The organism is Corynebacterium macginleyi, from assembly GCF_003688935.1.
GTDB lineage: Bacteria > Actinomycetota > Actinomycetes > Mycobacteriales > Mycobacteriaceae > Corynebacterium > Corynebacterium macginleyi.
Map to the genome: position 1 here is coordinate 1 of NZ_REGE01000025.1, position 20,402 is coordinate 20,402.

A 20,402-nucleotide genomic window follows, 5' to 3' on the forward strand; every position below is an offset into this window, starting at 1 on the left:
CGGCACACACCAACCAACAAACCACCAACAGGCTCGCCGGCCAACAGACCAATCAACACACAACCATGCACACAAAAACAAAAAATAAGTACATTGGCACACTATTGAGTTCTCAAACATCACCACCGCACAACAGCTACATACCCTAAAGCATGAAACTCGTTGCGAGTAAGAAATTATTTTTGTCAGGGCCTGTTTTCCTATCGCCGCTTCAGCCAGAAACAATGTGTTGTTTCTGTGGGGCGCTGTCGGTCGCGCTGACTCACATAAAGTTACACACCGCTTTAAAATTTTACAAACCCGCAGTTCAGCACGGATTTCAGCCACATTTATTTCATGCCAAGCCAGCCAGCAAGGCCTTTCTCCCACAGGCTGCTTATGCGGCGTGCGTATATCGGCAGGGTCGCGACCCATATGGCGTAGATGCCGAGGCTGATAAACATCCCCACAGCAGCCGAGACATAGCCTTGAATGAATAGCCATACCAGCGCTGCGATGCTGAGGATATACGCCACAAAGACTCCAAGAGTCCTCTTCTCTAGGAACTCGAGGTAGGTAAGCCCCGGGACGGTGACGGCCGCGATGGCTGTCATGGCGGCAGCAACCTCAGCCGTAGCCTCCCGAAAGGAAAGGGCTAAACCCACGGCGGCGCAACCAAGGACGATGATGAGCCCAGTCGCTGCGGTCATGGTCGCCCAGCGGCGGCGCGTGCCGCCGAGCGTGACGTAATCCCTGAGCGTATCGCGCAACGTGCCCATGGGCTGGCTGATGAAAACGGCGAAGAGTATCCAAGCCATCAAGACAATAGATTCCATCGGTTCCCACAGCGTGCTCATAAGCGAAAGCACGACGTTGATGGCTAAAAATACGACGACCATCAGCCATATGCGGATCTGCGGGCGGTAGACAGCCTGCGCGTCGAGCGTCGGCGGGAAACGCCCCAGCTTGGATGCAATTCCCAAAGGGGTCGTCGAATATCCGGTCCTGGTTGGGGTCGGTTTCTTCCACAATGCCCATCCCAGAGCCACTGCATAAATGGGCAACGCCCACCAGCCTTGCCGCGCAGCCGTTCCTGCCATGGCGACGGCAGCGAACACAGTAACCATAATCCGGCGGTGTTCATTCCAAATCTGTGAGCTCAGACCAAGTACCTGATACTTATTAAAGCTCGGTTGATACGTCAGGATGGGCAACACTGGTAGGAGAAACGTGAAGGCTCCCCACTTATCGCCAGCGAGTGCAGGATAGAGCAAGAGGATGAGTAGGACTGTTACCCAGGCCCATTCCGTTGTGTGCCATAGAAGTTTCATGACTGCTCCTCCAATGCTCGGACGGCCCGTTCGAGTGATGCCTCTGCGACCCGGAGGTGATGTTCGTTGGCATAGCGGAAGACGGGATCGGGGGAGGAAGTGCGGGCATCGACAAGCACCTGGTCTCCCAGGCTGGTAGAAGTACGCTCCAATACCGGCAGGTCCAGGGCGGAGATGGCCGTGGTTACCGCCTCTTTGGGCCCGCTGATTTCCAGGAAGGAATCAACAAATTCATCCACTGGACCGCTGACGGGATGCTCCCCCATAAGGGAAATAGTGTCCAGCAACCCCTCTATCTCGTTGAGGTGATGGGTCGATACCACGATAGTGCGACCATGCTCTTCCCGGAGGACTTGGTAAAAAAGTTCGCGCCGTGGCAGGTCGAGACCCAGATAAGGCTCGTCCAGAAGCATCACTTCGCAGCCGGAGGCAACGGCGAAGACAAACCCCAACGCCGATTTTTTCCCGCGTGAGAGCGCGGAATACGCCTTACTGGGCAGGTCAAAGCGCACGATAAGGTCGTCGTATCGCTCCGCATTCCAGTTGGGCCATCGCGCCTGGCCAACAGCGCCGAGTTTCTTGCTGCCCCACGAATCCGGCAGCGGATTATCGATGCCCATCAGGATCACCCGGTTGAGCACGGATTGGTTATCAAAAGGCTCGCGGTCGAAGACCGTGATACGGCCGGATTGAATTTGGCCGGCGATTTTTCGCAATAAAGTGGTCTTGCCAATTCCGTTGCGGCCCACCAAGCCATGGGTGAGCCCGGCGGAAAAAGTGAAATCGCGGGTAGTAATCATGAGTACATTCCTCGGCTTTCTGCAACCCGATCAAAAAGGTCATGGAGCTGGGCGCGGTTATAGCCCAGGCGAACTGCTTCATCGACAAGCGGGGCCATGTATTCCGCAGCGAAGCCGGCTCGCCTGCGCTCGCGAATGGCGCGCAAAGCGCCCTGGGCCACAAACATGCCGATTCCCCGCCGCTTTTCCAGGACCCCTAGATCCACCAACAGAGTGATCCCCTTGCGTGCAGTTGCGGGGTTGATGTTGTGGAAATCCGCCAGCTCATTGGTGGAAGGTGCCTGGTCACCCTCCGCCAGAGTGCCGTCCACGATGGTGTCTTCCACGAGAGACGCAATCTGCCGGAAAAGCGGTTGTGTGGAGTTATCCATCATCACCTTCGGCTTGTTAGTTACTTAGTTAGTTGCGTAACTAACCATATAACAAACTTGCTGCGCTCACAATGGTTACCAAATTCTTTCCATTTGGGGCCATTATCCTGGGAATTAGCCGATTGCGATCGACGTTTCGGAGTGAATAAGGCACACTAGAGCTAACAACGAATTTTATTTAGAACAATTAGAACGGAACTTAGGAGCCATGCTTGAACGCACACTTGTCTTCGTCGATACCTCATACCTGCTCGCGAGCTTTTATAACTCCTGGGAAACGGGGGCTCGTGCACAGCTAGAAATCGATCTGCCTGAGGTGGTCAGCACCATGGGCGGAATGATTGAGGAGCAATTAGGTAACCCAATTCAGCGCCAATACTGGTACGACGGAATACCAGATACCGGTCCGCACCGCTACCAACGCGCCCTTCGCACCTGCGAGGGCGTGCAACTGCGCACGGGGCAACTCATTGAATGGGGAGAGCGACGCACGCAAAAGGGAGTAGACACCCGGCTTGTGGCCGATATGGTCATGGCCGCCTTAAAGAACCAATTCACCGACTTCGTGTTGGTCAGTGGTGACGCTGACATGATTCCCGGCGCGCAAACCGCCGTAGACAACGGAGTCCGCGTGCACCTATACGGGTTTGGCTGGGATTCCATGTCCGCCGCGCTACGCCATACGTGTGATTCCACCACCATTTTAGACCCCCGCGAAGACTTCGCGGATTCCATGGAGCTGCAAGTTCTCGAGGGTCCGCTTCCCCCAGTGCTGCACGATACAGTGCACAAGACGGAGGGAATAGAGGAAGAGCTTCCAGAGTCGGAGCACTGCAACGAGAGTGAAGAGCTCTCCGAGGTAGAAACCGCATTCGGTGCCCCGGAAAAGCCCACGCCGGCGCCTACCCCAAAACCAGCCGCGCCACTCAGCTCGCAGGAGGCCGCAAACCCCGCCCTACAAGAGCAGCAAAAGCCCTCTGCAGGAGTGGACAAGGCCACTACCGAAGACGCCGAGGCTACCGATCAAAAAGCACCAAGGCCCGCGCCAAAACCGTCAATGATGGCACCGCGGCGCAAACTGCGCTCAAAGTACGTTCCACTACCAGAAGAGGTATGGAGCTCTGCCGGGTTCCAGTCCCCATTCGATGTGGGGCAGCAATATGCGTCGTGGTGGTTTGATAATGCAGCCAACGCCGAGCAGCGTGACCAAGCCCACTTACTATCTGGCGGCGGATTGCCGCCGGAGATCGATCGTCCGCTGCTGCAGTTCGCCTGCGAAACACTCCATGAATACACACTGACAGAAACCCAGCGCGTGAACCTACGCGATGGGTTTCACTCCGGAATTCGCGGCGTGCTTATTAATATCCGCCGGGAGAATTAATCCCCGGAGTTGATTTCCTTTTTCTTAGCCATATCGGCGCGCAACGCATCTAGCCGCGCGCTAGCCTTCATGTCGTTGCCGGCCGCTTGAATCTCATTCATGCGGTCACCGCCGGTTGCCTGCTGCAATTCTTGTACACCTAGGGCATCGGCATAACGCTTTTCAATCTTGGCGCGGACGGAATCCAAGGTCGGCACGGAATCGTCGGGCGTGAGCTCGTTCATGGAATCGAGCGCTTCCGCGCTCTTTTCCTGCATCGCAGCCTGGTCCGCCTGTGCTTCTAGCTGGCTGACTTGCGCCAACTGCTCCTTGAGTCGAGCCTCGGACTGTTTCTGCTGATTCTTGGCTTTTTCTGCCGCTTGCTCCGCCACGGCATACTGCTGCTTGATGTCTTCTAATTCCTGCTCCACCGCAACCAGCTGGGAGGCCACTACCTCAGCGGCTTGGTTGTACTCATTTGCCTGCTGTGGGTCCTCGGCGGAATCCGCAAGCTCCAGGGCGCGCTCAGTTTGGGATTGGTAATCCTGCTGGGACTTCAATAGGCGGTTCATCTGCATCTCCAAGTGAGACTTGTGTCCGATGATCTCTGCCGCATGATCCGAAATTTCCTGGTGCTGTTCCTTAGCAGCCTCGACCGCCTGTTGAATTTGCACCTTTGGATCAGCGTTCTCATCAATCTTTTGATCGAGAGAGCTCATCACGTACTTCCAGCCTTTGCTGAAGGGGTTAGCCATCACTATCTCCTTTGGTCATAAAAAGACGCTTTCTAGCGAGTTTAGCGGTACTCACCAGAAAGCGCCGTGGAAGCTTTGAAAGTCCAGATCCTATGCCTGCTGTGCGTTCTGCTCTTCAACTTGGCGGCGAACCTCGGCCATATCAAGGTCCTTAACCTGCTTGAGCAAATCCTCCAGTGCTGCCGGCGGCAGTGCACCAGCCTCACGGAATACGAGGATGCCATCGCGGAAGATCATCAGGGTGGGAATGGACTGAATCTCCAGCGCGGAAGCAAGGCCCTGGTTCGCCTCGGTGTCCAGCTTGGCAAAAGTAGCATCGGTGTGCTCCTCGGATGCCTTCTCGTAAACAGGGGCAAAGCGCTTACATGGACCGCACCAGTCCGCCCAGGCATCAACAAGCGTAATTCCTTCGCTGGTGACGGTCTGTTCGAAGTTCTCTTCAGTGACGTCGATAGTAGCCATAGTCGTTGCAACTCCTTTACGTTGTGCGTTATTCCCTACCGTACCTAAATTTCCCCCTTGTTAGATACCCCTACGGGGTATAATATGGAAGAAAAAACGTTCAAGGAAGGATGATAATCATGGCGACGAGGAACTACACCGTGGAAGGAATGAGCTGCGAACACTGCGAAATGTCCATCCGCGAAGAGGTAGGCCAGATCGCCGGTGTGGACACGGTTTCTGCAGACCACACCACGGGCGCCGTGTCTGTCTCCGGCAGTGATTTTACAGATGCGCAAGTAGCAAAGGCCATAGCCGAAGCCGGATACACCCTTAAGTAGGCGAATACTATGTCACACGTTGTTCTCGGGGTTTCGGGCATGACGTGTACGTCCTGCTCATCCCGGGTAGAACGAAAGCTTAACAAAGTAGAAGGCGTTGCAGCCAGCGTTAACTTTGCCACCGAATCCGCCTCCATTGATTTCGACCCAGCAATTTCCTCACCTTCGGATCTGATAAAGGTTGTTGAAGAGGCAGGCTACAGCGCTTTCGTCATGTCCGGCAGCGATGAAGGTGACCAGGGCGGGAACGCGAATGCAGAGCACACGCCGGTTGACGATGCCCGTGCAACACAACAGCAAAGCCTGCTGCGGCGCACCATCATCTCGGCGGTATTATCTGCCCCACTGATGGTCATCTCCATGGTGCCTGCCCTCCAGTTCCAGAATTGGCAATGGGCCTGCGCCATACTGGCCACCATTATCTTCATCTTGGGTGGCGCCCCCTTCCACTCCGCTACGTGGACCAACCTAAAGCACGCCTCATTCACCATGGATACTTTGATTTCCATGGGTACCTCGGCCGCCTACCTGTGGTCCCTGTACGCACTGTTTTGTGGCAACGCTGGCGAGCCTGGCATGACCATGACCATGTCGTGGTCCTCCAGCTCAGCCGACATGGACCATATCTACTTTGAGTCTGTGGGAATGGTTATTACCTTCCTGCTCCTTGGCCGGTGGTTGGAGGTCAAGGCCAAGGGACAATCTACGGAGGCGCTGCGTACCCTGCTGTCCATGGGAGCACAGGAAGCCTCCGTGCTGCGGGAGGGCAAGGAATCACGCATCCCCATCTCCCAATTGCAGGTGGGCGATATTTTCGTGGTTCGCCCGGGCGAAAAGATCGCCACCGACGGCGAGGTCATCTCCGGTATTTCCGCCGTGGATGCCTCCATGATCACCGGTGAATCCGTCCCGGAAGAACGGGGCGTTGGCGATACTGTCACCGGCGCCACCATTAACACCTCCGGCAAGTTGGAGGTCAAGGCCACCCACGTGGGTGAGGACACGGTTCTTAGCCAAATGGCCACCTTAATTACCAACGCGCAGGCTTCCAAGGCACCCGTGCAGCGCCTAGTAGACGGCATCGCGCACGTATTCGTGCCGGTAGTTATCGGAATTTCCATCCTCACGCTGCTAATACACCTCATCTTTGGCGGCGTGGAACAGGCGTTTATCGCTGCTGTTTCCGTGCTGATCATCGCCTGCCCGTGCGCGCTGGGCCTTGCTACCCCGACCGCCATCGTGGTCGGTACAGGACGCGGTGCCCAGCTGGGCCTACTTATTAAGGGCCCAGAGATCCTCGAATCCACCAAACAGGTCGATACCATCGTGATGGATAAGACCGGCACAGTTACCACCGGAACAATGTCCGTTACGGCTGTGCACGGCGATGTTTTGGATTACGCCGCTGCTGTCGAGCACAACTCCGAGCACCCCATCGCGCAGGCGATTGCCCGTGAGTGCGACGTGGAGCCCGGTACCGACTTCTCCACCGGCACCGCCGGCGTGGAAGCGACGGTAAATGGGGTTCGCGTGGGCGTCGGCAAGCCGCGTGGGGACCTAGGCCACTACGCCGACGCGTTTCGCAAGGCCGAGGCCACGGGCGCCACCCCGGTAGTGGTGTACCTCGACGATGAACTCGCAGGAGTCATTGAGGTCCGCGACACCGTCAAACCCACCTCCGGCGAAGCCGTGGCGCAAATGAAGTCGCTGGGCCTAACCCCACACCTGTTGACCGGCGATAACGAGGGCGCTGCCCAGCGCGTGGCAGAGGAAGTTGGCATTACCGAGGTCACGGCCGGCGTGATTCCGGAGGAAAAGGTCGAGTTCATCACTAAGCTGCAGTCCGCGGGGCACACGGTGGCTATGGTTGGTGACGGCGTCAATGATGCTGCGGCCCTAGCCCAGGCGGACCTTGGCTTGGCAATGGGTGCTGGTACCGACGTTGCCATCGAGGCCTCCGATATCACCTTGATGAATGGGGACCTACGGTCTGCGGCTGATGCCATTCGCCTGTCTCGCCGCACGCTGCAGATCATTAAGGGCAATCTATTCTGGGCCTTTGCCTACAATATTATTCTCATCCCCGTGGCAGCCTGTGGCCTGCTCAACCCCCTGTTCGCTGGCATTGCGATGGCATTGAGTTCTGTATTCGTCGTCTCCAATTCCCTGCGTCTCCGGAAATTTTCTACCCAGCGCTATGATTAGCGCGTGGTCAACCGCAATGAACGATTAGACCGGCTCCCGGTCACCAGCAAACACAAGCGCCTTCTCTTGGGATCCGGCCTGGGGTGGGCGCTCGATGCTATGGATGTGGGCCTAATCTCCTTCATCATGGCTGCCCTGGCCGTACATTGGGATTTGAGCAGCGCCCAAACCTCGTGGCTCGCCTCCGCTAGTTTCCTCGGCATGGCTCTGGGAGCAACATTCGGCGGTCTTCTTGCGGATAAATACGGCCGCCGCCACGTCTTCTCCCTCACTCTCCTGGTTTACGGTTTAGCCACCGGTGCTTCCGCACTGGCCAGCGGGCTGGCATTACTCATCGTCTTGCGTTTCATCATTGGGCTGGGCTTGGGCGCGGAGCTGCCGGTCGCTTCCACCCTCATTTCCGAATTTTCTCCGCGCCGTATCCGGGGGCGCATGGTAGTCCTCCTCGAGGCATTCTGGGCGCTCGGCTGGATCCTCGCCGCGCTGATCGGCACCTTCATCGTGGGTGTCGGCGAAAACGGTTGGCGCTGGGGCTTTGCCGTAGGGCTCATCCCGGCAGTTTATTCGCTCTACGTGCGGCTAGGCTTGCCGGAATCGGTGCGCTTCCTCGAATCCAAGGGACGCCACGAGGAGGCCGAGGAGATTGTGGTGTCCTTTGAGAAGGCCGCTGCGGGCAAGCCGCTTGATGATGTCCACCCGGAACCCACCACCTCCACCGAGATCTCGATTTGGGGCCCGGGTTTGCGGCGCCGCACGGCGGCGCTGTGGACCATCTGGTTTTGCGTCAATTTTTCCTATTACGGTGCCTTTATCTGGATTCCGTCGCTGCTGGTTGCCGATGGGTTTTCGCTCGTTAAATCCTTCAGCTTCACGCTCATCATTACCCTGGCGCAGCTACCGGGCTACGCCACCGCCGCCTGGCTCATTGAGGTCTGGGGACGGCGTTTCACCCTCTCCGTGTTCTTGATCGGTTCCGCCGTCTCCGCCGGCCTCTATGGAACCGCAAGCTCCGCGGTCTTCATCATCATCGCCGGGTGCCTGCTGTCTTTTTTCAACCTCGGCGCCTGGGGTGCGCTGTACGCCATTGGCCCCGAGCTCTACCCCACGGCGCTGCGCGGGCGCGGTACGGGTGCCGCGGCGGGTTTTGGCCGCATCTCCTCCATCGTGGCACCGCTCGTTGTGCCACCGTTGATTTCAGCGACCGGCGCTGGATTCCTCTTCGTGCTTTTTGCGGCCGCTTTCGCTATCGCCGCCATAGCGGCATGTACTTTGCCTGAACTAAAAGGCGCGGCCCTTGCTTGATAAATGAGCCCGTGATGTGCGCTGAGTCTGACCTTAGAGACAGACCAGGATGCTTTCGCGCTCGGTCGCATCGATGTCGATGATCTGTTTTTAATACCTTCGGAGCGCTCATCGGCGCAGCGATCGCCCACTGGGGTGGAGGACGCCTTTTCCCGGTATGGCGGTGGATGTCCCTGGCAGCGGTGCTGGACCTATAAACCTTTTATCCGTGAGCCATGTTGACGAACTTTGAGTAGTGCAGCTGGTGGGCGACCTGCACCGTGTCAATGGGCCCTCCACGGTGCTTTGCCAAAATAATATCCGCCTCACCGGCGCGCTCGTTATCGCGGTCCTGCGAGTCTGGGCGGTAGAGCAACATCACCATATCGGCATCCTGCTCCAAGGATCCGGACTCACGCAGGTCAGCTAATTGCGGCTTTTTATCAGTACGGGCTTCTGGCCCACGATTGAGCTGTGAAATAGCAATCAACGGGACCTCTAGCTCCTTGGCCAGAAGTTTAAGCTGACGCGAGAACTCCGAAACCTCCTGCTGGCGCGACTCCACCTTTTTGCCGGAGGACATTAGCTGCAGATAGTCCAAGACGATGAGGTCGAGGCCATGCTGCTGCTTGAGCCTGCGGGCTTTGGAGCGGATTTCCATCATGGTGAGGTTTGGGGAATCATCGATGAATAACGGCGCATCTTGAATGCGATGGAGCGTGTCATCGATTTTCGCCCAGTCCTCCGTGGAGACTCCACCACTACGCATATCGGTGAGCTTCACTTCGGATTCCGCAGAGAGCAGGCGCATCACGATCTCTGACGCGGACATTTCCAAGGAGAATATAACCGAGGACTTACCGTGCTGCAGCGAGCACGAACGGATAAAGTCCATAGCCAAGGTGGACTTGCCCACACCGGGTCGCGCTGCCACGATGATCATCTGTCCAGCGTGCAAACCATTGGTGAGCTTATCTAAATCAATGAATCCTGTGGGCACTCCCAACTCAACGCCCCCAGCCTGCTGCAACGCCGCCAGCTCATCAATTGTGGGATCGATCAAATCCCCCAGTACCCGGTAGTCTTCGGCGGTCTTGCGCTGAGCGATAGCAAATACTTCCTGCTGGGCCCTGTCGATCACTGCTTCGATCTCAGCATCTTCCGTTCCCGAAAAACCCAATTGGACCACGCGCGTACCTGCATCCACTAGGCGACGCAGAACGGCTTTTTCCGCGACGATTTCCGCATAATAACGAGCGTTAGCAGCAGTAGGAACAGTGGCCAACAAGGTATGCAAATAGGGCGCGCCCCCAACGCGCTCAAGGTTATTAAACCTATCTAGCCTAGAGGAAAGGATTAGAGGGTCAATGTCTTGGCCCGCCGCATATAGGTCCAACATCGCGCCATAAATTAAGGCGTGTGCCGGATAATAAAAGTCATCAGGTTCGAGCTCTTCGATGACCTCCATTACCGTATTGGGGCTTAGCAACATTGCGCCCAAGACGCCCTGCTCCGCTTCCCGATCTGACGGCGGCTGGCGATATTCCTCGTAGCGCTGCGGTTGGTCCGGTTGGTACCGCGGCCGACGTGCTCCGCCATTATCCGGCGCCGGTGGTTCCGGTGGAAGCTGTTCATCGTCAAAGCTCGCGTTGGTCATGTGTCCCCCTTGGTATCCGTTAAGTGGCCCAGCGTAACGCTGTCCCAGTGTAGACGAGCCCCCGGACACTACCTTCTTGGGTGTAACTTTCACAGTTATCCACAGGCACTTGTGGAATTGCCTGGTAGTTCGATCATTGACTTATATTTATCGAGGTCACAGCTGTGGATAACTTCGCACCTCCTTGACCTGCGATGATAATAAACACTGTTCAGAGGGTTATTTTGGAGTGTGAAAATTGCCACAGACTAGTAGCCAATAAGCTGTGACCAGGGGTTACAGTAGGTAGAAATTTTGGACAGAAGCAAACACTGTTTTCCATATTCATCCACAGATTTCCACAGTTATCCACAGGCCGTGCAGGCAGCAAAAGGCCCCAGGAATTCTCCACCTCACATAGAGAATTCGAGGGGCCTTAAGCCGTGCTGTTGTCTTTCGGTCTCTGGACCGTCGAGCGCTGCTTAGGCAGCGACGACCGAGAAGTTCACCTTGCCGAGCACGTCAGCGTGCAGCTTCAGCTCGACCTGATAGTTGCCGGTCTTCTTGACCAGGCCCTTGGGCATATTAACTACACGCTTATCCAAGTTGGGGCCACCGGCCTTGGAGACGGCCTTGACAATATCTTCTGCGGTAACGGAACCGAAGAGCTTGCCGGAAGTGGAGGTTTTAACCTTAACCTCAACATTCTTCAGCTGCTCAAGCTGGTTGCGGACCTCGCGTGCGTGATCCAGGTCGCGAATTTCGCGAGCTTCCTGGGCGCGCTTGATGCCCTCAATCTGCTTCTCAGCACCACGGGAGGCCACGATAGCCAAGCCGCGGGGAAGCAGATAGTTACGTCCGTAGCCGTCCTTAACCTCAACAATTTCGCCAGCGGCGCCGAGGTTCTCAACGGCAGCGGTGAGGATCAGCTTCATGATCCCTGCCTTTCAATTGAGTTAGTTGAATAGTTGCGGGTGACAGACTTAGAACGGGGGTTCAGAATCAGCGCCTCCGAAACCACCGGCTGGCGGTGCGGAGTTCCACGGATCATCTGCAGGAGCCTGGTTCTGCTGCTGTTGCTGGCCTCCAAAGCCGCCCTGATTACTGCTATTCGAGCGCTGTTGTTGGCCACCGCCGCTAAAATTGCCGCCTTCCCGGGGATTGCGGTTTACCTGTGCGGTGGCGTACTTCAGCGACGGACCGACCTCATCGACGTCGATTTCAAATACAGTGCGGTTTTCACCCTCGCGGGTCTGGAAGGAACGCTGCTTCAAGCGGCCGGTAACGATGATGCGCATGCCCTTGCTCAAGGTCTCAGCGACATTCTCGGCCGCTTGGCGCCATACGTTGCAGGTCAGGAACATAGCTTCGCCGTCTTCCCACTGATTCGTCTGCGAATTATAGCGACGAGGCGTGGAGGCGACGCGGAAGTTAGCTACCGCCGCACCGGCTGGGGTGAAGCGAAGCTCCGGGTCAGCAACTATGTTGCCCACCACAGTAATATTGGTATCTCCCTGTGCCATGTCTTTACTCCTTATCGGTTACGTGGATTGTGCTCGATCCCAGTATCCGCTATTTGCTGTCGGTGCGCAGAACCTTGGTACGCAGGATGGTGTCGTTCAGGTTCAGGCGACGGTCAAGTTCGGAAACCGAAGGGTGCTCACACTCCAGGTTAACGACGGCGTAAATGCCCTCTTCCTTTTTCTCGATGGGGTATGCAAGGCGACGCTTGCCCCATACATCGAGGTTCTCAACCTTGCCGCCGTCCTTGCGAACGATGTCGAGGTACTTATCTAGGGACGGGGTTACGGTGCGCTCATCCTGATTAGGATCCAGAATGATCATGACTTCATAGTGACGCACGGACCTCATCACCTCCTATGGTCTAGTCGTTTTCGGCTGCATCACCTTTGCGGATGCAGCAGGAGGGTACGTTGCGTCAAGCAACCTCACCACAATACCGCACATGACCGGCGGAAAGAAATTTATCCCGTCGTGGTAGAGGCAAAAAAGATTGCTCCCGTCGCGGGAATGACCGTAAGGAAAACAATGGCAAAGATGCCCAAGATGACGGCCCCACGCTTTTCTTCCCTGTTATGAAACAGCCAAAAGGCCATCATCACGCAAATAAAGCCCAATAATATCGACACCATGCCGATCACAGTCACAATCATTGAAATGCCCCGGCGATTGGGTCGCGGCCCAGGTGCGCCGCACGCACTTTATCTTCGGTTTTATTCCACATGTGTCGCAGAACAATCACCGCCATAACAATAATTAATCCATCACGCACAAGGATCGCCACGTCCAAGAGTTCGTGCGGGATGCCCTTATCATCAGTTCCCAACATGTGCCACATAAGCAGGGGCCACACGAGGGCATCGGCAAGCGCCCAGCCCATAACTAACCTCCAACGGGGCACGGCCAAGGCCGCCGGAACCACCAACCAGAGTGAATATTGCGGGGACCATACCTTATTGACCAATAGAAAAGCGACGAGAATGAGGAAGACCAACTCCGCCATCCGCGGGGTGAGCAGGCTGCGCAAGCCGGCCCAGGCAATTCCCGCACACAAAAGAATAAATGCCACGAGCGAAAAGATATTCAAAAAATTCTGACTGAAAGAAATACCCAGATTGCGGCTGATGAGGGCGTACAAGGTGGTCCATTCCGCGTCGCGTTCCCGGTTCAAGCGGAAAAATTCCGCCCATGCGGCTGGATATTTCAAAGCAACGGGCAGGTTGACCACGAGCCAAGCGGCGGCAGAAGCGACAGCGACCTTGGCAAAGGCGTCCCAGCGGCGATTGCGCCAGGCAAGAACGAATAATGCGCCTAACAGGAATACTGGCCACAGTTTGAAGGCGGTCCCCAGTCCGATAAGGAGGCCGGCGAGCCAGGGCCGGTGGCGACTAATGGCCAGTAGCGCGCCAACGGCACAGGCGATAGCGGGTATATCCCAATTGCTAAAGGCATGAATGATAATCAACGGGCTGGCGGCCACCAAGACGGTGTCCCACGTCCGATTTCCCACCAAAAGGAAGACCATGTAGATGACACCGACCCATATGGAGGCCATAACCAAGGCGGTGAGCCCGAAATACCAGCCGGCGGCGGGCACACCTGACCATTCCACGAGCCCATAGGTATGGCGCGCAATCCAGCCCATTGAGCCCTGGAACATGCCCGCCAACACCGGGTATTCCATGTAGCGGGTCAGGCCATCTTCCTGCCAGGAAAAGGCGTAGGGAAAACCCGGTTGGTCAAGACCGCGCCCCGTGTAAAGCGGGACGATGTCGTTATAGCAGAAGGAGGTGTATTGGCGGTTGGCGGACCAATCCACATTGATGGTGCCGTCTTCACCACGGGTACCACCAGCGCAATTCGCCTTGGATAAGAACCCCCTGGCCAAGAAAACCCAGGCTACTGCGATCAACGCGCGCAGCGGGGTCCACCACCGTACGTGACTGCCCCGGGCAAAGCGTCCCCATGGCCCACCCAGGAACTCGATGACGCCTCGTGCCATCGGCTCATCTGCCGCGCACAAGCGTTGTTGGTGGCTCACGCGTACCACTCCTCGCTTAGCCTAAGAGGTCAGCCAGGCCGCCTTCGCGACCAAAGAGATCACCTAAAGACGGCGGCTCGGGCCGAGCCGGTTCATTATTGCCGCCAATGCCCCTGCCATCGTTTCCGTTGGTACCACCGTTGCCCCCCAGGTTCTCGGGCTGCTGCGCCGGGACATCGTAACCCGCATCCGGGGTTTGAACCGGTGCTGGGCTGGTCTCTTCTTTTGGAGCACCATCCTGGGTTGGGCCAACATAGTTCTGCGTACCCCGCCCCCCGGTACTGCCGCCGGGGGTATAGGCCGAAGCGCCACCGCCAGCAGACACCGTGCCGAAACGGACTGGGTAAGCGGACGGGAATTGCTGGAATTCTTGGCCCGCCAAGGAGTTATCCAACACTGACTTCCAAATCTTAGTCGGCGCGCCAGCACCGTACATAATGCCGCCGTACTGGTCGAAGATGGCCGAGGTATTATCCGCAGTACCAACCCACACAGAGGTAGCAAGCTGCGGGGTAGCACCGACCATCCACGCGTCCTTGTTAGTTCCAGAATCACCCAGCTGGGTCGTACCGGTCTTAGACGCCGAAGCGCGTCCGCCCGCCAGTGAGCCATTGGACCAGGCTGCCACCGGCCCCATGGCCTCAAGAACGTTATTGGCCACATTGGCAGAAACGCGGCGCTCGCCCTCATCGTCAGGGTGTTCATATAAAACCTCCCCAGCGGCATTTTCTACGCGCTGCACAAAGTGCGGGTTGTGCCAGACACCTCGGTTCGCGAGGGTAGCCATCGCAACTGCCATGTCCAGCGGGCGGGACTGATACTGACCCAAAACCACGCCTTCGAAAGGTTGCTTGCCGTTTTCCGTTAGTGTCTTTTCAATACCCGGAAGCGAGCGGGCAACGCCCAAGGCGTGGGCCATATCCGCGGTGTCTTGGGTACCGTTTTTCAGATCGCTCTGCAGGCGCAGGTAGGAGGTGTTCAGGGACTGCTTGGTGGCCTCGCGCAGGTCGCATACACCACAGCCGCCGCCCACGTTGGTGACCACATTGGAGCCCGGCAGTTGATACGGCGCGGAGGAGTAGTTGGTATCCAAGCTAATCCCCTGCTGCAGCGCAGCGGCAAGCGCCATAATCTTAAAGGTCGAACCGGTCTGCAGCGGAGAGTTGGCGTAGTCCCAACCGTTAGAATCATGCCCACCAAAATAACCGCGCACTGCCCCCGTCTTCGGGTCGATGGTCACAGAGGCCGCGCGCGCATCCTCCTGCAGCGGTGCCAGCTGGGTATCGACTGCCTGAATCGTGTTATTTTGCACGTTCATATCGATAGTGGTGGTAATGCGCAGTCCGCCAGTAGAGACCTGGTTTTCCGTAATCCCCACCTCCTCTAGCTCGCGGATGACCTGGTCCTTGATGTGGCCGTTAGCACCCGGGGCTTCCGTATATGCCGAATACTCAGAGGGATCACGGGTTTCGGGGAAGACCATTCCATCACGCTCTTGCTTGCTGAGATCACCCATGTCCACGAGTCCGTCGAGCACGTAGTTCCACCGATTTTCGGAACCTTCTTGGTTCACGCGCGGGTCCAGCCCAGACGGCGACTGAATAATGCCGGCGAGCATGGCGCCTTCCTCCGGGGTGAGGTCCTTAGCGTCCTTATCAAAGTAGGCGTTGGATGCGGCCTGGATGCCGTAGGCATTGCGGCCGAAGTAGACCGTATTGAGGTAGGCGTTAAGTATGTCCCTTTTTTCCCACTCGTTGGTCATCTTGATGGAATAGATAAGCTCGCGCGCCTTGCGCACGTAGGAGTATTCATTGCCCACCAGAGTGTTTTTCACGTATTGCTGGGTAATCGTTGAACCACCACCAGCGGTATCATTGCCGGTGACTTTACCCAGTACCGCGCGGCCCAAACCGGTGAAGGAAAAACCGGAGTTGTCCCAAAAATCGCGGTCCTCTGCGGCGAGCACGGAGTCCTGGACAAAGACGGGGACCTCATCCAAGGTCACGTGCGTGCGGTTGCCTTCCGGCGGTACCAAGCGCGCCAGCTGAGTGTCATTATCGGAAGCAAAGATGGTAGAAACCTGGTTATTGGCCAACTCTTTGGGCTCCGGAACGGTGTATTGCGAATAGGCATACGCAAAAAGGCCTGCAGGCACTGCCACAAAAACCAATAGGAGGGCCATAACGACCCACGGCCAGATACGGCGCTTTTTGGGTTCTTCGCCTTCTTTGCGGCGGTCCACCTTAGTGGACTCGCCAGTAGATTCCTTCTTGGTCACTGATCCGTGTCCTCATTCATCCCTGGTAACAAACTAAATAATTGCAGCTTACTGCCTAAAGCGGCGCGTCGAAAACTAACACGCGTTAAAAGCAGTTGCAGAACGCAATAAATGATTCCACCCGCAGTGCCGGCAGACCTCCACCTCATGCACGGTAAATTCCAGGCCCTCACCGACAAATTCCGCTATTTCTTTCTCGCTACGGGCACTCCCGGCGCGCCGACCTAGGCTCTCGCCATATACCCACCGAGTCAGGCGCAAGTTCTCACCGCAGACCGGGCACGGCTTATCCATGGTGCGGCCATGGTGCTCGGCGGCTGCGCGGAGGAGGAAGTCTGCATCGCACACCTCATCGCGCGCCAAGTGCCCGGCACGGTATTCGCGGACATGCTGAGCGCGCTCCCACTCGTGGGAAAGCTCGTGCTTAAAGGCAACGGAATTCACCCGCATTATCTTTATTTCCTTTTCTTGCTCGATCCCTGGCGTTACGTAGCGCAGTCACCACACTGCAAAGAATTAATAAAGGAGCATAGTGCGTCTGGCACAGGAAAGGAGGCCATCGTTTGTCAACACCCTGACCGCCTTCTTCGCTTCCGACCCAGGGTGGGCAGATAAGTTTGCGGGCGCCGATCTGCTCGTCGTGAGCGATAGCAACAAGTCCTAGGCGGGTACGAGCATTGCCCACCGCGTGGTGGCCAAATACTTTAAAGACCCAATCCCTGACCTATAACGTGCACAATTGGCATATCACTAGCAAACGCACAAATCCCAACGCACACATCCGCCAGTCGGACCAAATGAAGTGGCTGAATGAACGCAAATGGGCTTATGCCCGCTCGGAAGGCGCCATATTCGGCAAGGTCCCGCTGAATCTCGAATACAAGCATGAGAAGTGAAATTCCCAAGCTCTGTCGGCATATCTATGCCGTTCGCACCGCCAACATCGCCGTGAACCGCAAGCTAACCGAAACGGCACTTTCCGCCTCCTCGTACCTGAGGAAATCTCCTCCAATAATGCAGGCTGGCAAGATTGTGCGCAACGAACTGGAAGATTTTATTAAGGGAAGCTAATTTTTTCGTCGCGATACTACCGCCGGGAAGTAGGGCACGATAGAATTTAGTTCTATGAAGCAACACCATGATGAGACGGATCCACCTCCGCAGTCCCCGTCCAGCTACGACGCCGCGGTAGAGGTAGCACGGGATATTCAACCGGCGCTCAATAAGTTAATCCTTATTTTCCAGCGCACCGCAGAGGGTTCATCCCTAACTACCTCGCAGGTCTCTATTATGAACCAGTTGCGCTTGCGTGGGCCTTCCCGCGTATCCACCATCGCCCAGGCAGAGCTTATCCGCATGCCCACCGCTTCCAACGCGCTATACCAGCTAGAGCGGCGCGGATTCGTGGAACGCCGTCGCGACGAGGAAGATCGCCGCGGCGTGTTGGTCGCGCTCACCCGGTTGGGCGAATCCGAATTGTCCGTCGTTTCCGGGCAACGCGCCTCAGCACTTGCGGAAATTATGCGGTGGCTGGAGCCGAAAGATTTGGCCACCGCGCGCGAGATGAGCTCGGTCATTTCCAAGCTGGCGGATGTCTACCGCCCCACAATGGATAGTGATTAGCCAGCTCGCGGCCGCATGCAATTTTAGTTTTGCGCCCGCAACGGGTGATAATGAAGCGTAGTACTCACTACTCTTTCGCATACATATTCATCCTATGGGCAATAAATCTAAACAACCGCTGCTGCCGACCCTGCACAAAGGCTCGGTTGAAGAGCCATTGCGCGTGCTCATTTCGTGGAGCCCTTCCTCCTCCGGTACGGAGCCCCTCGATTTCGCCGCATGGCTATCGCGCACCGCGGTGATAGAGGTACGCGTTATTTCTACGGTTTTCCAACCGTGGACTACGACATCATTGTCCAAACTGGGTGGGAAATACAAGAAGTGGTTTAAAGAGCAGAAGAAGGTGTGCGCATCAGCCACCGCTACAGCCCTCACGGAGGCAGGTATCCCGGAAAAGTACTGGGACGATACGCCTTCTGTGCTTGTCGATGGCCCCTCTCGCCCCCAACTCCTTACTGAGATGGCCCAAGACTTTCACGCCGATCTCATACTTTTAGGCCCCAACCAGGCCGCCCCCAAGGGCCGGTTTTTTCCCGGTTCCACCGCGGATACCCTCCTGCACTACTCGCCGCGGCCCTTAGGGCTTATCCCACGCAAGGCCAAATTATCGAAGCACGGCGTAACCCGCTTTAATTTTGTCATTACGGAACGTGGCAACCGTGCGGACAGGGAGTTATTGGCCGCAGCCGAGCTGGCGGATCATTGGAATCTCCCCTTGCGCATTCTGGCTTTCTCAGCGGATGATCTGCTGCATTCACCGTCGAACGATAACAGCGATATTGCGCTCAAACTCACCGGCGAGTGGCACGAGGATTCATTGGCTATGCTCGACAGGGCCCGCGACCGCATCCAAGATTCCTTCCCCGAGGTCGAGGTCACCTCCGAAATCGGCTCCGGCGCCGGATGGTCCGGAGCAGTCGATTCGCTCAAGTGGAAAAAGGGCGATCTTATGTTAATGGCCTCTACCCCACAAGGCCCCATCGCGCGGGTCTTTTTGGGTTCTACCGCAACCGAATTACTGCCTCATATTCGCGTACCGGTACTCATTCACCCCGCGACCGCCTAAACTTGAATGCATGAGCTCGCACCCAGAGCACCCCGAAAACGACCTGACGACCGACGCTGATTATGCCAACTTGCGCCGACCCGAGCCGCAAAACTTCGATGATCTGGCAGATGAGCCCGATCCCGTCGAAGTGGCCGCCGCCAACCGGCGCTCCACCCGGCAAGCCATCTGGTACATGGTGTCCGTGCTGGTCATCTCCGCGCTGTACGGCTTCGGCATTGCGCTCTTTTCGCGCCTTAGCGGCGGCCCCCTGTGCGAGCACGGCACTGCAAGCTGGCTGTGCACCGATGGGCAAAGAAACTTCTTTGCCATTTCTACCATGGTTATCCCGCTGCTGGGCATGATTGGCTGCGCGATGATTATGGTGCGCAAGCTGCGCCGCTACCTGCGCTGGCGCGGCTGGATGGCGATTTTTTGGGTGGTGGCCTTTAATTTCATGATGTGGGCCATTAACGATATCCAGCTTCTTCTGGTTGACTCAGCTGCCTCATAAAATATCGAACGAGCCTGACCCCCCGAAATTAGACACGTCGGCGATCAGATCTTAGATCTCGTCGTGCCCCACAAGTCGAGCGTGTCAAGTTGTTTGTGTGTGGGGTTAGGTTTATAGGTATTTGTCGAAGCGGTCGGGAAAGGCCACGGCCATGTGGTTGATGGCTTGTTTCCAGCCGGATACTCGTGCTCCTTCCACGAGCCTGCTGGCTGTAGCTGAGGCCCGTTTGCCTTGTTTCGCCCTCTTGGCAGCTCTTCTGTCTTCAATAGTGCAGATCATCAACCACAACGTCTTTAACGCGGAATCATCATTAGTAAATTGGACCCGGTTACGCGTGGCTTTACGCAGCTGGTTGTTAAACGATTCAATCGAATTCGCCGTCATAGATAACCTTCCTGGCTGCTGGAGGAAACTGTAAAAATGGCACGAATCTATCCCACGCATCCTCCCAGACCTTGACCGACTGAGGATACTTCACACCCAGTTCAGAGGCTTCACATTCGTCTAAAGCAGCCTGAGCTGTGGATTCATCAGCAGCCGTATACACCTTCTTCAACGCTGCCGATACGCTCTTTCGGTCACCATAGGCCACCCACCGATTAGCTGCGCGAATTAAGTGCACGATACAGGTCTGCACCATAGAGTTTGGCCATGTTGCCTCCACTGCCTGCGGCAAGCCTTTCAGCCCGTCACAGCAGACGATAAAGACGTCCTTGACCCCACAGTGAGAAAGATTGGCGCATACCTGTGTGAAGTGTCCCAGGTTTTGTTCCGTTTGAGTAGATGGGAAAATCTGGAATATGCCAAGAAAATTTGACCAAGATGCGAAGGACCGTGTGGTCCGTCTCGTGGAAGACCGCATCTTGGCGGAAAACAT

21 protein-coding genes and 1 pseudogene are annotated in these 20,402 nt (G+C 56.5%); 8 read left to right on the plus strand and 14 right to left on the minus strand.

Annotated elements, in window-relative coordinates:
* Nucleotides 1–329 precede the first annotated feature (329 nt).
* Genes D9V82_RS10800 through D9V82_RS10810 form a run of 3 tightly spaced genes read right to left on the minus strand, consistent with a single transcriptional unit; the run spans nucleotide 330 to nucleotide 2,481 of the window.
* Nucleotides 330–1,310, minus strand: a complete 981-nt coding sequence (locus D9V82_RS10800; RefSeq protein ID WP_121912374.1) for a hypothetical protein — start codon at nucleotides 1,308–1,310, stop codon at nucleotides 330–332.
* The gene (locus D9V82_RS10805; RefSeq protein ID WP_121912375.1) at nucleotides 1,307–2,110 is read right to left on the minus strand and encodes an AAA family ATPase; all 804 of its coding nucleotides are present in this window, start codon (nucleotides 2,108–2,110) and stop codon (nucleotides 1,307–1,309) included. The genes D9V82_RS10800 and D9V82_RS10805 overlap by 4 nt, the downstream gene beginning before the upstream one ends.
* Nucleotides 2,107–2,481 (minus strand): GntR family transcriptional regulator, encoded by a 375-nt coding sequence (locus D9V82_RS10810; protein WP_121912376.1) that lies wholly within the window; start codon nucleotides 2,479–2,481, stop codon nucleotides 2,107–2,109. The genes D9V82_RS10805 and D9V82_RS10810 overlap by 4 nt, the downstream gene beginning before the upstream one ends.
* A gap of 208 nt (nucleotides 2,482–2,689) precedes the next feature.
* Here D9V82_RS10810 and D9V82_RS10815 point away from each other — a divergent pair, with 208 nt between their 5' ends.
* The gene (locus D9V82_RS10815; RefSeq protein ID WP_121912377.1) at nucleotides 2,690–3,865 is read left to right on the plus strand and encodes an NYN domain-containing protein; all 1,176 of its coding nucleotides are present in this window, start codon (nucleotides 2,690–2,692) and stop codon (nucleotides 3,863–3,865) included.
* Here the strand turns inward: D9V82_RS10815 and D9V82_RS10820 are convergent.
* Both D9V82_RS10820 and trxA read right to left on the minus strand, forming a co-directional pair.
* The gene (locus tag D9V82_RS10820; RefSeq protein WP_121912378.1) at nucleotides 3,862–4,599 is read right to left on the minus strand and encodes a PspA/IM30 family protein; all 738 of its coding nucleotides are present in this window, start codon (nucleotides 4,597–4,599) and stop codon (nucleotides 3,862–3,864) included. The two genes, D9V82_RS10815 and D9V82_RS10820, sit on opposite strands and share 4 nt — an antisense overlap.
* 90 nt (nucleotides 4,600–4,689) lie before the next feature.
* Nucleotides 4,690–5,061: a thioredoxin gene (gene trxA / locus D9V82_RS10825; RefSeq protein WP_121912379.1), complete on the minus strand. Its 372-nt coding sequence runs from the start codon at nucleotides 5,059–5,061 to the stop codon at nucleotides 4,690–4,692.
* Nucleotides 5,062–5,180: 119 nt separating this feature from the next.
* Here trxA and D9V82_RS10830 point away from each other — a divergent pair, with 119 nt between their 5' ends.
* Genes D9V82_RS10830 through D9V82_RS10840 form a run of 3 tightly spaced genes read left to right on the plus strand, consistent with a single transcriptional unit; the run spans nucleotide 5,181 to nucleotide 8,888 of the window.
* Nucleotides 5,181–5,381 carry a heavy-metal-associated domain-containing protein gene (locus tag D9V82_RS10830; RefSeq protein WP_121912380.1) on the plus strand — a complete coding sequence of 67 codons (201 nt, stop codon included), beginning with the start codon at nucleotides 5,181–5,183 and terminating at the stop codon, nucleotides 5,379–5,381.
* 9 nt (nucleotides 5,382–5,390) lie between these two features.
* Nucleotides 5,391–7,586: a heavy metal translocating P-type ATPase gene (locus tag D9V82_RS10835; RefSeq protein WP_121912381.1), complete on the plus strand. Its 2,196-nt coding sequence runs from the start codon at nucleotides 5,391–5,393 to the stop codon at nucleotides 7,584–7,586.
* Nucleotides 7,587–7,589: 3 nt separating this feature from the next.
* Nucleotides 7,590–8,888, plus strand: coding sequence for an MFS transporter (locus D9V82_RS10840; RefSeq protein ID WP_121912382.1), 1,299 nt, complete (start codon nucleotides 7,590–7,592; stop codon nucleotides 8,886–8,888).
* 202 nt (nucleotides 8,889–9,090) lie between these two features.
* On the opposite strand, the gene dnaB is transcribed toward D9V82_RS10840, so the two are convergent.
* The 8 genes from dnaB to D9V82_RS10885 form a co-directional block, all read right to left on the minus strand.
* Nucleotides 9,091–10,524, minus strand: coding sequence for a replicative DNA helicase (dnaB, locus tag D9V82_RS10850; RefSeq protein ID WP_121912383.1), 1,434 nt, complete (start codon nucleotides 10,522–10,524; stop codon nucleotides 9,091–9,093).
* Between the two features lie 461 nt (nucleotides 10,525–10,985).
* Nucleotides 10,986–11,438 (minus strand): 50S ribosomal protein L9, encoded by a 453-nt coding sequence (gene rplI, locus D9V82_RS10855; protein ID WP_121912384.1) that lies wholly within the window; start codon nucleotides 11,436–11,438, stop codon nucleotides 10,986–10,988.
* A 48-nt stretch (nucleotides 11,439–11,486) separates the two neighbouring features.
* Nucleotides 11,487–12,026, minus strand: coding sequence for a single-stranded DNA-binding protein (locus D9V82_RS10860; protein ID WP_121912385.1), 540 nt, complete (start codon nucleotides 12,024–12,026; stop codon nucleotides 11,487–11,489).
* A 49-nt stretch (nucleotides 12,027–12,075) separates the two neighbouring features.
* On the minus strand, nucleotides 12,076–12,366 hold the full coding sequence (gene rpsF, locus D9V82_RS10865; protein WP_023016353.1) for a 30S ribosomal protein S6: 291 nt from the start codon (nucleotides 12,364–12,366) through the stop codon (nucleotides 12,076–12,078).
* A 122-nt stretch (nucleotides 12,367–12,488) separates the two neighbouring features.
* Nucleotides 12,489–12,677 carry a hypothetical protein gene (locus D9V82_RS10870; RefSeq protein ID WP_121912386.1) on the minus strand — a complete coding sequence of 63 codons (189 nt, stop codon included), beginning with the start codon at nucleotides 12,675–12,677 and terminating at the stop codon, nucleotides 12,489–12,491.
* Nucleotides 12,674–14,065, minus strand: a complete 1,392-nt coding sequence (locus D9V82_RS10875; RefSeq protein WP_121912387.1) for a glycosyltransferase family 87 protein — start codon at nucleotides 14,063–14,065, stop codon at nucleotides 12,674–12,676. The genes D9V82_RS10870 and D9V82_RS10875 overlap by 4 nt, the downstream gene beginning before the upstream one ends.
* A gap of 16 nt (nucleotides 14,066–14,081) precedes the next feature.
* Nucleotides 14,082–16,343: a transglycosylase domain-containing protein gene (locus D9V82_RS10880; protein ID WP_121912388.1), complete on the minus strand. Its 2,262-nt coding sequence runs from the start codon at nucleotides 16,341–16,343 to the stop codon at nucleotides 14,082–14,084.
* A gap of 75 nt (nucleotides 16,344–16,418) precedes the next feature.
* Nucleotides 16,419–16,793 (minus strand): DUF5318 family protein, encoded by a 375-nt coding sequence (locus D9V82_RS10885; protein ID WP_121912389.1) that lies wholly within the window; start codon nucleotides 16,791–16,793, stop codon nucleotides 16,419–16,421.
* 82 nt (nucleotides 16,794–16,875) lie between these two features.
* On the opposite strand from D9V82_RS10885, the gene D9V82_RS12940 reads away from it, so the two are divergent.
* The 4 genes from D9V82_RS12940 to D9V82_RS10910 all read left to right on the plus strand — a co-directional run bounded on the left by D9V82_RS12940 (nucleotide 16,876) and on the right by D9V82_RS10910 (nucleotide 19,525).
* On the plus strand, nucleotides 16,876–17,007 hold the full coding sequence (locus D9V82_RS12940) for a hypothetical protein (RefSeq protein WP_259466309.1): 132 nt from the start codon (nucleotides 16,876–16,878) through the stop codon (nucleotides 17,005–17,007).
* 461 nt (nucleotides 17,008–17,468) lie between these two features.
* Nucleotides 17,469–17,966 carry a MarR family winged helix-turn-helix transcriptional regulator gene (locus D9V82_RS10900; protein ID WP_121912392.1) on the plus strand — a complete coding sequence of 166 codons (498 nt, stop codon included), beginning with the start codon at nucleotides 17,469–17,471 and terminating at the stop codon, nucleotides 17,964–17,966.
* A gap of 94 nt (nucleotides 17,967–18,060) precedes the next feature.
* A complete protein-coding gene (locus tag D9V82_RS10905) occupies nucleotides 18,061–19,032 on the plus strand; it encodes a universal stress protein (protein WP_121912393.1) in 972 nt (323 codons plus the stop codon).
* Nucleotides 19,033–19,042: 10 nt separating this feature from the next.
* The gene (locus D9V82_RS10910; RefSeq protein WP_121912394.1) at nucleotides 19,043–19,525 is read left to right on the plus strand and encodes a hypothetical protein; all 483 of its coding nucleotides are present in this window, start codon (nucleotides 19,043–19,045) and stop codon (nucleotides 19,523–19,525) included.
* A gap of 111 nt (nucleotides 19,526–19,636) precedes the next feature.
* On the opposite strand, the pseudogene D9V82_RS10915 reads toward D9V82_RS10910, so the two are convergent.
* Nucleotides 19,637–20,276, minus strand: a pseudogene (locus D9V82_RS10915) (IS256 family transposase); the annotation flags it as partial.
* Between the last annotated feature and the right edge of the window lie 126 nt (nucleotides 20,277–20,402).